Source organism: Halarcobacter mediterraneus (assembly GCF_004116625.1).
GTDB lineage: Bacteria > Campylobacterota > Campylobacteria > Campylobacterales > Arcobacteraceae > Halarcobacter > Halarcobacter mediterraneus.
This window is the reverse complement of the sequence record NZ_NXIE01000005.1, coordinates 68760-82262: the sequence shown is the minus strand read 5'-3', so window position 1 is coordinate 82262 and position 13503 is coordinate 68760. Positions and strand designations below refer to the sequence as shown.

The 13503-nt window shown below is 30.0% G+C and carries 16 protein-coding genes; 7 read left to right on the top strand and 9 right to left on the bottom strand.

Annotated features, from left to right (window positions below; translation table 11 throughout):
• Positions 1 to 51: 51 nt before the first annotated feature.
• From CP965_RS11595 to CP965_RS11565, 7 genes are read right to left on the bottom strand one after another with little or no spacing between them, the layout of a single operon-like run.
• Positions 52 to 738 carry a GntR family transcriptional regulator gene (locus CP965_RS11595; protein ID WP_129062273.1) on the bottom strand — a complete coding sequence of 229 codons (687 nt, stop codon included), beginning with the start codon at positions 736 to 738 and terminating at the stop codon, positions 52 to 54.
• Positions 739 to 796: 58 nt separating this feature from the next.
• Complete coding sequence (locus CP965_RS11590; RefSeq protein WP_129062272.1) at positions 797 to 1495, bottom strand: aspartate/glutamate racemase family protein; 699 nt, start codon at positions 1493 to 1495, stop codon at positions 797 to 799.
• Positions 1495 to 2214: an ABC transporter ATP-binding protein gene (locus CP965_RS11585; protein WP_129062271.1), complete on the bottom strand. Its 720-nt coding sequence runs from the start codon at positions 2212 to 2214 to the stop codon at positions 1495 to 1497. Before CP965_RS11585 ends, CP965_RS11590 begins: the two co-directional genes overlap by 1 nt.
• Position 2215: 1 nt before the next feature.
• Positions 2216 to 2998, bottom strand: coding sequence for an ABC transporter ATP-binding protein (locus CP965_RS11580; protein ID WP_129062270.1), 783 nt, complete (start codon positions 2996 to 2998; stop codon positions 2216 to 2218).
• On the bottom strand, positions 2995 to 3960 hold the full coding sequence (locus CP965_RS11575) for a branched-chain amino acid ABC transporter permease (RefSeq protein WP_129062269.1): 966 nt from the start codon (positions 3958 to 3960) through the stop codon (positions 2995 to 2997). Before CP965_RS11575 ends, CP965_RS11580 begins: the two co-directional genes overlap by 4 nt.
• 3 nt (positions 3961 to 3963) lie before the next feature.
• Positions 3964 to 4836, bottom strand: coding sequence for a branched-chain amino acid ABC transporter permease (locus CP965_RS11570; protein WP_129062268.1), 873 nt, complete (start codon positions 4834 to 4836; stop codon positions 3964 to 3966).
• A 55-nt stretch (positions 4837 to 4891) separates the two neighbouring features.
• Positions 4892 to 6061, bottom strand: a complete 1170-nt coding sequence (locus tag CP965_RS11565) for an ABC transporter substrate-binding protein (RefSeq protein WP_164971023.1) — start codon at positions 6059 to 6061, stop codon at positions 4892 to 4894.
• 240 nt (positions 6062 to 6301) lie between these two features.
• Between CP965_RS11565 and CP965_RS11560 the strand changes: the two genes are divergently transcribed.
• The 7 genes from CP965_RS11560 to CP965_RS11530 all read left to right on the top strand — a co-directional run bounded on the left by CP965_RS11560 (position 6302) and on the right by CP965_RS11530 (position 12021).
• On the top strand, positions 6302 to 7084 hold the full coding sequence (locus tag CP965_RS11560; protein WP_129062266.1) for a transporter substrate-binding domain-containing protein: 783 nt from the start codon (positions 6302 to 6304) through the stop codon (positions 7082 to 7084).
• Between the two features lie 66 nt (positions 7085 to 7150).
• Positions 7151 to 7831 (top strand): amino acid ABC transporter permease, encoded by a 681-nt coding sequence (locus tag CP965_RS11555; RefSeq protein ID WP_129062265.1) that lies wholly within the window; start codon positions 7151 to 7153, stop codon positions 7829 to 7831.
• 1 nt (position 7832) lies between these two features.
• Positions 7833 to 8483 carry an amino acid ABC transporter permease gene (locus tag CP965_RS11550; RefSeq protein WP_129062264.1) on the top strand — a complete coding sequence of 217 codons (651 nt, stop codon included), beginning with the start codon at positions 7833 to 7835 and terminating at the stop codon, positions 8481 to 8483.
• Positions 8470 to 9198 carry an amino acid ABC transporter ATP-binding protein gene (locus CP965_RS11545; protein ID WP_129062263.1) on the top strand — a complete coding sequence of 243 codons (729 nt, stop codon included), beginning with the start codon at positions 8470 to 8472 and terminating at the stop codon, positions 9196 to 9198. Before CP965_RS11550 ends, CP965_RS11545 begins: the two co-directional genes overlap by 14 nt.
• Positions 9199 to 9343: 145 nt before the next feature.
• Complete coding sequence (locus tag CP965_RS11540; protein WP_129062262.1) at positions 9344 to 10303, top strand: ABC transporter substrate-binding protein; 960 nt, start codon at positions 9344 to 9346, stop codon at positions 10301 to 10303.
• A gap of 15 nt (positions 10304 to 10318) precedes the next feature.
• On the top strand, positions 10319 to 11221 hold the full coding sequence (locus CP965_RS11535; RefSeq protein WP_129062261.1) for an ABC transporter permease: 903 nt from the start codon (positions 10319 to 10321) through the stop codon (positions 11219 to 11221).
• On the top strand, positions 11218 to 12021 hold the full coding sequence (locus CP965_RS11530; protein ID WP_129062260.1) for an ABC transporter ATP-binding protein: 804 nt from the start codon (positions 11218 to 11220) through the stop codon (positions 12019 to 12021). Before CP965_RS11535 ends, CP965_RS11530 begins: the two co-directional genes overlap by 4 nt.
• A gap of 19 nt (positions 12022 to 12040) precedes the next feature.
• On the opposite strand, the gene CP965_RS11525 is transcribed toward CP965_RS11530, so the two are convergent.
• Complete coding sequence (locus CP965_RS11525) at positions 12041 to 12790, bottom strand: urease accessory protein UreD (protein WP_129062259.1); 750 nt, start codon at positions 12788 to 12790, stop codon at positions 12041 to 12043.
• Positions 12791 to 12824: 34 nt separating this feature from the next.
• A complete protein-coding gene (locus CP965_RS11520; RefSeq protein WP_129062258.1) occupies positions 12825 to 13340 on the bottom strand; it encodes an ureidoglycolate lyase in 516 nt (171 codons plus the stop codon).
• Positions 13341 to 13503: the final 163 nt, after the last annotated feature.

Genomic DNA, 13503 nt, shown 5'->3' with positions numbered 1-13503 from the left:
TCGTCTTAAAGTTAAGTAAAAAAGGTAAAATTAATTAAGTTATACAAATAGTTAGTTAGCAAAAAGAAATTTATTCTTTTTATTAATTGTATCTAAATTAAAATCTAAAACATCAAGGCAATGGTCTAAATGTTCTGACATAACGTTTTTTGCATTATTAACATTATTACTTTTAATTGTCTCAATTAAAACTCTATGTTCATCGTAAGAAGAAAACTCTGTATTTTCATCTTCATAAATCAATGCAGCAAGTATACTTAAAGGGATTAAAGGTTTTAAGGCATTAATTAAAAACTCATTTTTACTTAATGCCGCTAAATTTAAATGGAAATCGCAAGATGATTTAACATACTCCCCATTTCTGTGTGATAGTTTTAGATACTCTTCAGTATCAATATTTTCTAAAAGTGAGGATAAGTCTAAATTTTCTTTTGAATATCTTTTTGTAACAATTTCAACAATACCTACTTCAATTATTTTTCTTGTTGCAAAGATATCTTTTGCATTTTCTTCACTAATCCAAACTACATTAAAACCTTGATTTTTTTTATAACTTAAAATACCCATAGTTTGTAGTTTGCTGAATGCTTTTCTTACAACATCTCTACTTGTATTTAACTCTTTTGCAAGTACACTTTCTGATAATTTTATTCCTGGATGTAATTTTTTTGTAAAAATTGCATCAAAAATAAAATTAACAATAGTATCCTCAACTGGAAAAATATTTTCTGAACTCATTATGTAAAACCTTAATTAATTGTTTTTGATATTATATCAAATTGAATACAATATAAAATTATTTTGAAATTGGATATGCATATGCATTTATTTTGCTTGTCATTAATTTTGCTCCAACCATTGATTCAGCCATCTTAATTGCACACAATACACCATCAACAACTGGAATATTACATCTTTTTGATAATTCAATTGTTAAATCAGCCATTCCCGCACACCCTAAAATAATAGCTTCACAATTATCTTCTTTGACTGCTTTTAAAATCTCACTCTCTATTTTTTCCATTGCATTACAAGTGCCATCTTCTAAAGAAAGAACCGGAATATCAGCTGCTCTTACTTTTCTACAAAATTTATCCATACCATATTTGTGAGATAACTCTTCAATAATCGGAACTGATCTATTAAGAGTTGTAACCACAGAAAAACTAGAAGAAACAATTGAAGTCATATGCATAGCTGCTTCACATATTCCAATAACTGGACCATCTACAAGCTCTCTAGCTGCTTCTAATCCTGGGTCATCAAAACAAGCGACAACGAAAGCATCAGCTCCCCACTCTTTTGCTTTTTTTATCTCATCAAGTAAGCCCATCAAACTTTTTACTTCATCATAGTGTCCTTCGATACTTTTTGGACTGTTTGTTGGGTTTGAAGCCCAAATCTCTGTGTCAGGGTTTTTGAATTTTAAAGCAAGCTCTTCACACTTTTTTGTCATAGATTCTGTTGAGTTTGGATTTATAATTGCTAGTTTCATTAGTGAGTTCCCCCTAAATATAGTTCAATAATTCTTTCATCGTGCATTAAATCTTTTGATTGTCCACTTAATAAAACTTCACCTAATTGCATTGCATAGGCTCTATTTGAAACTTTAAGTGCCATTCTTGAGTTTTGTTCAACTAAGATAACAGATACTTTGTCTTCTTTGTTGATTTGTACAATTGACCTTGCAATATCTTGAACTAGTTTTGGGGCAATACCAAGACTTGGTTCATCCATTAGTAAAACTTTGGGTCTAGACATAAGAGCACGTCCAATAACCATCATTTGTTGCTCCCCTCCACTCATAGTGCTTGCTTGTTGTTTATATCTTTCTTTAAGTCTTGGAAACTTTTCTAAAACTTTTTCTAAATCCTCTTTAATTCCATCTTTGTCTTTTCTAGTAAAAGCACCCATTAGAAGATTATCCTTTACACTCATATAAGGAAATACTCTTCTTCCCTCAGGGGTCATTGCAATCCCTTTTTCAACTATTTTAGAAGGACTTACACCATTTAGACTTTCACCATTGAAAATCACTTCACCTGAACTTGGTTTTTTAAGACCTGTTATTGCTTTTAGAATAGAAGATTTTCCAGCTCCATTTGCACCAATTAAAGTGATTGTTTCACCCTCTTCTAGACTTAAGCTAACTTTTTTTACTGCTCTTACTTGGTCATAATTTATTTCTAAATCTTTACACTCTAATAATGCCATTTTATATTCCTAACTCTTCATCTTCTACACCTAAGTAAGCTTCTATTACTTTAGGATTTTTTTGGATTTCTTCAGGTTTTCCCTCAGCTATTTTTTCTCCAAAACTAATAACTACAATTCTGTCTGATATCTCCATAACTGCTGGCATATCGTGTTCTACTAAAAGTACAGTAACACCAGAGTTTTTAATCTGTTTTACCATATTCATACATCTTCTTGTCTCATCATGATTCATTCCAGCAAAAGGCTCATCAAGAAGTAAAACTTTTGGTTTACAAGCTAAAGCATTTGCTATTCCTAAAGCTCTTAATAATCCATGGGGAAGATTTGATGCAAGCTCATCTTTAACATCACTTAAGCCTAAAAACTCAATAATCTCATCGGCAGATTTACCAAATCTTTGAGTATCTTCTTTTGCTAATTTTGTATTAAAGAAAAACCCTAAAAGATTTGATTTTGCTTGTAATTGGTGGGCTATAATAATATTGTCCCTAACACTCATACTTTTAAAAACTGTTGTTTCTTGAAAGGTTCTAACTACTCCTTTTCTTGCTACAATATGTGGTTTTAAACCAGATATCTTTTCTCTATTAAAAATCACTTCCCCAGAACTTGGTTTTAAAAAAGAAGAGATTAGTTTAAATGTTGTTGATTTTCCTGCTCCATTTGGACCAATTACAGATAAAATCTCCCCTTCATAAACTTCAAAGGTGACATCATTTACAGCATATAAAGAACCAAATTTTTTTGTTAGATTGTTTATTTCTAAAACTCTTTTTTTCATTTTTTAAACCTTAAACTCAAAATTCCATTTGGTAAAAATACCATTAAAATAATCATTATCCCAGAGTAAATTAATAATTGATACTCTTTGAATATAAATAATAAATCCCAAGAAAAATACAATACAAAAGAACCTAATATTGGGCCAAATACATAGGCTAAACCACCTAAGAATGTATAAAGCATATAGTTAATTGAGTCAGCTACTTGGAAAGTAGTTGGATAAACTGATTGGGTTAGGTTTATAAAAATTGCTCCTCCAACTCCACCAAAAAATGAAGCAATGGCATAAGAGATAACTCTTAAATATGCAATATTTACCCCAAAAGAGGAAGCTAACTCTTCATTTTGTTGTAAAGATCTAAGTAAAATCCCCATTCTTGATTTTGTAAGTCTATACATTATTGCAAAAGTTATAATCATAGCAATTACTGCAAGATAATAAAATCCAATTTTACTGTTTTCCATAGTGGCAAAATCTGGAATAAGTGTTAGTCCAAAAATACTAAGTTCCCCTGGTAATGGAATATTTGTAATCCCTCTAGGGCCATTTGTAATTGGAACTAAAGCTATTGCTAGAAGTTTTGCAACTTCTGTTAAAGTTAGTGTAATCATAGAAAAATACACCCCTTTTAATCTTAAAATAGGTATCCCTATTAGAATACTAAAGAAAGCTGCTACAAAACCTGCTACAAAAATAGATATCCAAAAAGATAAACCTAATTGGGTAACTAAAACAGCAGTTGTATATGCTCCAATTAGGGCATAAGCTCCTTGTCCAATATTGATTCTTCCCATATAAAAAGTTAACCAAACTCCTGCACTAATCATAGAAAGAACAGCAACTGAGGTGATACCATAAAGGTAATCATTTCTTTGTGTTAAAACTAAAACACTAGGTATAACAATTAATAAAACTATTAATGCAATTATTACTTTTAATATAAAACTTTTATTTTCCACAAATCACCCCCAAGGTTTACCCATAAGTCCTTGTGGACGAAGAGTAAGAAATATCATTAAACATACAAATATAGTAAGGTAAGTTACATCTCCTGGAAGATAATAAAGTCCAAAAGCCTCAACTAAACCTAAAATAAATCCACCTAAAATAGCACCTGAAATAACTCCAGCACCACCAATCATAATCATGGTAAAAGCTTGAATAGAGATACCTCCTCCAATACCAGAGTTTACCCCTGTAATAGTTACTAATAAACTCCCTGCAACACCTGCAAGCATAGCTCCAAGTGCGAACCCAAACAAACTATATTTATCTAAATCAACACCCATTAGTTGAGATGCAGTTTTATCTTGTGCTAAAGCTCTCATAGCTCGACCTGGTTTTGAATATTGCATAAAAAGAATAAATGAAACAATTAAAACTATTGCAATTAATCCTATTACAATTCTGTTATATGGAATAATCAAATCTATTCCATAATCTTCACCAAAAAATACTCCATCAACAAGTGCTGGAACACTTCGTTGTTTTTCTCCAAATACAATTAGTATTAATGAATCTAAGAAAAAAGCAGTACCAGCAGCAAGAAGCATTGAGCTTTCTTCTCTAACAGATCTTTTTAAGACAGTATTGAAAAGATATTTTTCAAATATGGCACCTATTAGTGCTAATGTTAAACCCGAAGCAATAATAGCTACAATAAAAGGAAGTCCAAGTTTTCCATAAACATAGTAAGTTACAAATGCACCTAATACATACATTTGTCCGTGAGCAAAATTCAATATACTCATAAGTGAGAATATTAGCGTTAAACCTAAGGCTATAAGGGCATATTGAGCACCTGTAATTAAACCATTTAGTAATATTTGTTCCATAAAATGAGTTTCCTATTTTCTAAAAATAGAGGTATCAGAAGATACCTCTTTTAAATTAATCTGCTTGACCTACGAAAAGTGTTTCAAACTTTCCATCTTTATAAATTTTTGGAGTTAAAGGAACTCCTAATTGTCTATTTTGACCAAATGTAGTTTTACCTACAAATTTAAGTTTTGCATTTTCATCTTTGAAAAAAAGATTTGGTGCTGACCAACCTGAATCTACAGTTTTTAAGAACTCATCTGCATCATTGATAGCTTTTGGATTTGATTTTAATACAGCTAAAATATACTCTAATGCAAATACTTTAGTATTTGATTCATCATTGTATTCACCATATTTGTTTGTATAGTGTTCAACCCATTTTTCCATTTTCTCTGATTGAATAGAAGCATCTGCTCCACCTTGACAAATAAATCCATTTGCTGCATCTCCAGCACCCTCTTTTAAAATACTTGCATCAAGAGCAGTTCCTGCTGCCATATAACCTTTAAAACCTAATTGTCTTGCTGTTTTAATAATAAGTGGCGCAGTAGCAGGAGATACTCCTGATAGAACTAAAAGGTCAGGTTTTTTCTTAATAATTGGAGTAATTACTGAAAAGAAATCTCTAGTGTCAGCTTTATATGTAGCTTTTGCTTCAACAACTTTTAAACCTAAGTCTTGGGCGATTTTAATACCATTATCTCTTTGGTTTAATGGATCAGCTGCATTTGCTGCAATAAATGCTACAGATTTAACATCTTTATTATCTTTTAACCATTTATAAACTGATGGTTCCCATTGATATGAAGCAATCATTCCAAATACAGCATAGTTTGCTGGTTTTACATATAAACTTTTATCAAAGGCATATGGAAAATATACAATTTTATTTCTCTCTGCTATTGGTTTTACTGCAATTGCTTGGGCATCATCATTTGGACCAACAACATATTTAATACCTTCTTGTGCCATTTTTTCCATACCTGCAACAGCTATCTTTGGATCAAAGGCGTCATCAAAAGGTACAATCTCTACTTTATATTTTTTACCAGCAATTTCAACTCCACCATTTTTATTGTAAATGTCTGCTGATGTTTCCATTGACCTTACATTTGATGTACCCCAAGCTGCATTTGCCCCTGATAAGGTACCAACAAAACCAATTTTTATACTCTCTTGTGCTAAAAGAGTACTACTTAGCATTCCAACTGCTAAACCAATTTTCAGAAATCTTTTCATAATTTTATCTCCTTAATTTATTTAATATTTATCATTGATAAAACATGAAACATAATATCAGACTGTAGACATTTATTGTAGACAATAATTGTCTACAAAATATACATTTTTAAAACTCTTAAATTTAATAAATATATGTTTACTATATATACAAATAATATGTTGACTAATTAAACATATTAATCTATTATTAAAATGTTTACAATAATTGTTCACAATTTTATAAAATAAGGATTTTAAATGTTTAAAAATACATTACTTAAGGGTTTAGTTACAGGTGCATTATTAGGTGCTTCATTATTAAGTGCAAATCAATTAGATGATATCAAGTCAAAAGGTGTTATTAAAATTGCAGTTCCTCAGGATTTTGCACCATTTGGTTCTGTTTCAAAAGATATGAGTATACAAGGTTATGATGTTGACACTGCGAATCTCATTGCAAAAAAGTTAGGAGTAAAGTTAGAACTTATTCCAGTTGCTAGTGCAAATAGAATTCCTTATTTACAAACAGGGAAAGTAAATTTGACAATATCAAGTTTGGGTAAAAATCCAGAAAGAGCAAGAGCAATTGATTTTTCAGATGCATATGCAATATTTTATTTAGGTGTATTTGGAAGCAAGGATGTAAAAGTTTCGTCACCAGTAGATTTAAAAGGTAAAATAGTAGGTGTTACTAGAGGTACTATTGAAGATATTGAATTATCAAAATTAGTTGATTCATCAGTTACCATTAAAAGATATGAAGATAATAATATGACAACTTCATCTTTCCTTTCAGGTCAAGTAAAATTAATTGCTACAGGCAATGTAATAGTAAGTGAAATGGCTAGAAAAAATCCAGGAAAAGAAGAAGCTTTGACAAAATTCATGATAGTTAATAACCCATGTTACATAGGAGTAAAAAAACATGAACCAGAGCTTATGAAATTTATAAATGAATTTATAAAAGAAAATAAAGAGAATGGGAAATTAAATGAAATTTCAAATAAATGGTTCAAAATGGATCTTCCAAAAGATTTATAATACATTTTATGATTGGTGTTTAAATTTATTTTAAATATCAATCATTACTCGAAAGGAAGAAGAATTATGGATTACGAATTCTATTTTGCGGGAGTTTTCCCATACTATGAAGTGATAATTAAAGGTATACAACTAACTATCAAAATAACAATTTTCACAACAATTTTAGGTCTATTATTAGGTATTCTTGGAGCTGCAATAAAAATTGGAGAAAATAAAACTCTAAAAAGTTTTGTAAATGCTTTTGTTGAAATAATAAGAAATACTCCATTTATAGTACAACTATTTTTTATCTTTTTTGGTTTACCAGCAATTGGTTTTACATTAACAGCCATAGAAGCTGGAATAATTGCAATGATTATTAACTTAGGAGCTTATTCAACAGAAATCATACGAGCTGGACTTGAAGCAACGGGAAAGGGACAATGGGAAGCAGGTAAAACAATGGGACTAAAATGGTCACAAATATTTATCCATATAATTTTACCACAAGCTTTTCATAAAATATCACCAGCTTTGATAAGTCAATGTGTAATTGTAATGTTAGGTTCATCTGTTTTATCACAAATCTCTGTAGAAGAATTAACTTTTTCAGCTAACTTCATTCAATCTCGTACATTTCTAAGCTTTGAACCATACTTTATAGTTACAGCAATATATTTAGTTTTTGCAATCATTTTAAGATTTATACTTAGTCTTATAAGTAATAGACTATTTAAAATAAATGCTGTAAAAGAAGGAAATTAATATGGCTGATATTTCAACATTAGATATTTTTCATAATCTATTATTAGCAACTAGATGGACTATCTTATTGTCTTTAATTGCTTTTATTGGAGGAGGAATAGTTGCAGGAATTTTAATATTATTAAGAATGATTAATAATCGTTTTTTATCAATATTAATAAAAATATATATAGAAGTTTTTCAAGGAACTCCATTATTAATGCAGTTATACTTAGCATTTTTTGGATTATCACTAATTGGTGTTGAAGTTAACGAATTGACTGCAGCTAGTTTAGCTTTAACCCTATTTACAAGTGCTTTTCTTTGTGAAATTTGGAAGGGTTGCTTAGATTCAGTTCCTAAAGGACAATGGGAAGCTTGTAAAACAATGGGATTAAATTATTATCAAACAATGTTTCATGTAATTATTCCCCAATCAGTTAGATTAGCAACAGCACCAACTGTAGGATTTTCTGTACAAGTTGTAAAAGGAACAGCTTTAGCTTCAATTATTGGATTTATTGAACTTACAAAAGCAGGAACTATGTTAAACAATGCAACATTTGAACCATTTAAAGTGTTTACAATGGTTGCCATTTTATATTTTGTAATCTGTTTCCCACTTACAAAATATAGTAAATATTTAGAAAGGAAATTAAATGTCGCTAGTTAGTTTAGAAGGTGTACATAAATATTATGGAGAGAAACATATTTTAAAGGGTATTGACTTAGAGGTTAAAGCTGGAGAGGTTCTTTCTATAATTGGAAGATCTGGTTCAGGTAAAAGTACACTTCTTAGATGTATAAATGGTCTTGAAGAACATCAAAAGGGTAATATTGTCGTTGGTAATTTAGAGGTTACTACAAATGATCTACAACTTCAAAAAATAAGTAAAGTTTGTGGAATGATATTTCAAAGTTTTAATCTATATCCACATAAAACTGCTGGTGAAAATGTGATGTTATCTCCAAGATTAATACTTGGGAAAAGTAAAGAAGAAGCAAAAAAACTAGCAATACAATGCCTAAAAAAAGTTGGTATGGATCAGTTTTTTGATCAATATCCAGAAAGTTTATCAGGTGGACAAAAACAAAGGGTTGCAATAGCAAGGTCTTTAGCTATGTCTCCAAAAGTATTGCTTTGTGATGAGATTACATCTGCTCTTGACCCTGAATTAGTTGGTGAAGTTTTGAAAGTATTAGAAGAGTTAGCAAAAGAGGGAATTACTTTGATTTTAGTTACCCATGAAATGAACTTTGCAAGAGACATTGGAGATAGAGTTATTTTTATGCACAATGGTAAAATTTGGGAAACAGGAGAGAGTGAAGAAGTTTTTGCTAAGCCCCAAACAAATGAATTAAAAAACTTTTTATCTTCAGTATTATAATAGTCATTTTTTAATAATTATTAGTTTATATTGGGTATTCATACGAGTTTTATCATTCCATCTAAGTAACCATTTAGTTGTAAAGATATACAATTTTATTAAAAAAAATTTTTAAGTTTAAATAAATCATTACAAGGAATTCATTATGAAGTTAAGTTCAATTTTTAAAAGTGCTCTAATGTCGACACTTTTAGTATCTTCTGCTTTACAAGCAAAATCTGTTTATATTGCAACAACTGCAATTGTAGAACATCCAGCACTAGATGCAGTAAGAGATGGAGTCAAACAAGTATTAAATGATAATGGTTATAGTGGGGATAAACTTAAGTTTACCTATGAAAGTGCTCAAGGTAAACCTGATATTGCTTCACAAATTGCTAGAAAACTTGTAGGAGATAAACCTGATATTATTGTTGCAATTGCAACACCATCTGCTCAATCAGCAGCTACAGCTACTAAAACAATCCCTATTGTATTTTCAGCTGTTACAGATCCATTAGCTGCAAAACTTGTTCCAAAATTAGAACAACCTGGGGGAAATGTTACAGGTCTGTCTGATATGGCTAACCTTAAAGAACATTTTACTTTAATTAAAAAGTTTATACCAAATCTAAAAACAATTGGTATTCCATATAATCCAGGTGAAGCAAACGCTGTTTCAATGCTTGATAGTGCTAAAGAAGTAGCAAAAGAAATGGGTATTAAAATTGTAGAAGCTGCTGCTCCAAAATCTTCTGATGTAATGATTGCTGCTAAACAATTAGTTGGTAAAGTAGACGCGATTTACTGTCCAATTGATAATACAATTATCTCAGCTGTTGAATCAGTTGTAAAAGTTGGTATTGATGCACAAGTTCCAGTTTTTGCTGGTGACACAGGTACAGTTGAAAGAGGAGCAATTGCTGCTGTTGGTTATAACTACTTTGATTTAGGTCGTCAAACTGGTGATATTGTTGTAAGAATTTTAAAGGGTGAAAAACCAGGTTCAATTGATGTAAAAATGGCAAAGGGAACTGACCTTTACGTTAACCCAAAAATGGCTAAGAGAATGGGTATTGAAATTCCAAAAGCAGTGCTTGAAAAAGCTACTAAAATTATCAAATAATTAAAAGTTGTTGATTTGTCACTTTATGCTTTTTTAGGAACACTTGAAATAGGTTTCATTTATGGTTTAGTTGCTATGGGAGTCTATCTTACTTTTCGTATTTTAGATTTTCCAGATTTAACTGTTGATGGAAGTTTTACATTAGGAGCAGCTGCAACTGCTGCGTTAATAGTCTCGGGGGTAAATCCTTATTTATCAACTTTAGTAGGTACACTTGCAGCAGCAAGTGCTGGTCTTGTTACAGCTTGGTTAAATTTACGTTTTAATATTCTTCATTTACTTGCAAGTATCCTTACCATGACAGCTTTATATACAATAAATCTTCGTGTAATGGGAAAACCAAATGTTTCTTTAATCATGGAACCTACTGTATTAACTCCATTTGAAGGTTTAGGGATTCCAGCTATGTATTTAAAAGTTATATTTGTAGCTGTTTGTGCAATAATTGGAGGCTTATTATTAGCTTGGTTTTTATATACTCAATATGGTTTAGCAATGAGAGCTGTGGGTTCTAATAAAAGAATGGCCCAAGCAAATGGTATTGTTGTAAAAGAAAAAGTTTATGTGGGATTAGCTTTATCAAATGGTTTAGTAGGACTTGCAGGAGCTTTATTTGCACAAACTAGTGGTTTTGCTGATTCAACAATGGGGATTGGAACTATTGTTGTAGGACTTGCTGCGGTTATTATAGGTGAATCCTTATTTGGAACAAAATCTATGTTAGTTATTGTATTAAGTTGTATTATTGGTTCTATTCTTTATAGAATTGCCGTTTCGATGGCACTTAATGCAGACTTCTTAGGTTTCCAAGCCTCTGATTTAAATCTACTTACAGCTGTACTTGTTACCTTATCATTAATATTCCCAAAACTACGTAGTGAATACAAAGCAAAAAAAGCAAAAAGGAAAAGAGTATGATTTCTTGTAAAGATTTACATGTTACTTTTAATCATGGCTTAGCAACTGAAAAGTTAGCTTTAAGAGGTATTGATCTAACTATACCTGCTGGTGAATTTGTAACTGTTATTGGTTCAAATGGTGCAGGAAAATCAACTTTACTTAACACTATTGCAGGTGATATTGAAGCAACTCATGGACAGATATTTTTTGATGACAGAGATGTAACATCATTACCTGCAACAGGTCGTACAAAAGATATTGCTAGAGTATTTCAAGACCCACTTGCTGGAACTTGTGGTGATTTAACAGTTGAAGAGAACATGTGCCTTGCTTACGGTAGAGGGAAAAGAGGTACTTTATCTTTAGCATTAAATAGTAAACTTAGAAAACTTTTTAAAGAGCAGTTAAGTAGACTTAATCTAGGTCTTGAAGATAGGTTAAATTCTCAAATGGGGCTTTTATCTGGGGGACAAAGACAATCAGTTAGTCTTTTAATGTCTGCTTTACAACCAAGTAGTATTTTACTTTTAGATGAACATACAGCTGCATTAGATCCAAAAACAGCTGCACTTATTATGGATATTACTTCACAAATTGTTGAAGAAAAATCCTTAACAGTAATGATGGTTACTCATTCTATGAGACAAGCTCTTGACCATGGGAGCCGAACTATCATGCTACACGAAGGTAAAATTATCTTTGATTTAGAAGGTAAAGAAAGATCTGATTATGAAGTAAAAGATTTACTTAATTTATTTGCCCTTGCAAGAAAAGATGGCGAAGAATTAGATGATGATAAATTATTATTAGACAGTTAAGCATAGTTTTTTAACTATGTTACTGTTTCCCTAAATTAAACTCTTTTTTGTCAATATTTTTTCTATATATATTCCAAAGTTCTTTTTGTTTATTTTTTATGTCAATCATATCACTTGAAGAGATTGAGCCTAAAATGATTTTCTTAGACTTTGAAAAAGTAAATGAATCAAAACCTTCTTTATGTAAAATTTTTAAAAACGCTTCATTATCTTTTGTTTTAATATAAAGTTTTAAATAGATATAGTTTCCACTCTCATGGCGTTTTATATATTCTTTTAAATCTTTTCCTAAGACTTCAAAGTTTTCATAATATTCAAGCTCTTTATTACAGAAAAACTTATTCCTAACTAACATTGAATCAAAATCAAAGTGTTCATAACTTCTACCTTGAGTTAAAATATCACTATAAAAAAATGTAGAGTTTTCATCTGCATTTATTCTAAGTATTTGTAGAAGTTTTGAATTTTTATATAATATTAGTTCATCATTTAAAAACTCAAAATTTGAATTTTTTAGTTTTATATTTATATAGTTTATTCCAAAATCTTTTTTTGATGGATATACTTTTGTTGCTGATTCTGTAGTTAGAATTGCATTTGAATCTTCAAGTAATACATTTGTTTTGATTCTATCATTTGGAAAAATTCCTTCACCTATACTAAGTAATTTTACATAGTTTTCTATTTCATTAAAATAGTAGTATCGACTAGGAAGTTGTAATTTATTTAATGAAAATACTTCATTTTCAAAAGCTATTGATATACTCATTTATTCTTTCTATTTCTTATTTTACTTAGCTAATTTATTCTTTTATTAAATAAATCTCTTTGTCTTCTATATTATGTTCAATACATTCAACTAAATTTTTTCCTTTTTGCTTAGTACTTACTTTGTCTATTACAAAAAATTCTTCTTTATCTTTTATACAAAGTAAAGAAAAATGCCAAGTACCTTTATTAAGAAGTATTCCTTGTTCACCATTTGTTTCAAAAACTTCAAGAGTTGATAAGTCAGGTTCTCTACCACCTAAAGCAACTACGCTATAAAAGGGTTCTTTACTTCTTGGTAAAAAAGTTTGAGAAAAAAAAGGATGTTTTTCTAACATATCAATATGTAATGGGAATTCTCTTTTTTTTCCTATATATATATGTAAACATAAATTACCATTTTCCTCATTTGTATCCATATTACAAACTTCAAACTTTTCAGCATATCCTCTATTTATGACTAGAGAGTCCATATTTTCTTTTTCTATTACTTCCCCAAATTTTTCAAAAGCTTCTCTTGTTAGAGGTTTTGGTTTTATTTCTACTCTCATTTTATGCCTTAAACTCAAATTTTATTCTTAAATAAATGCTTTTATACAAAGGTTTAATGGGCAGTATCTTATCATAAATAAAATTACAAAATAAATATTTCCTATAAAAAACTACTATTTAAAATCAATATAATTTTTCATTTAATTATAAATATGCATATAA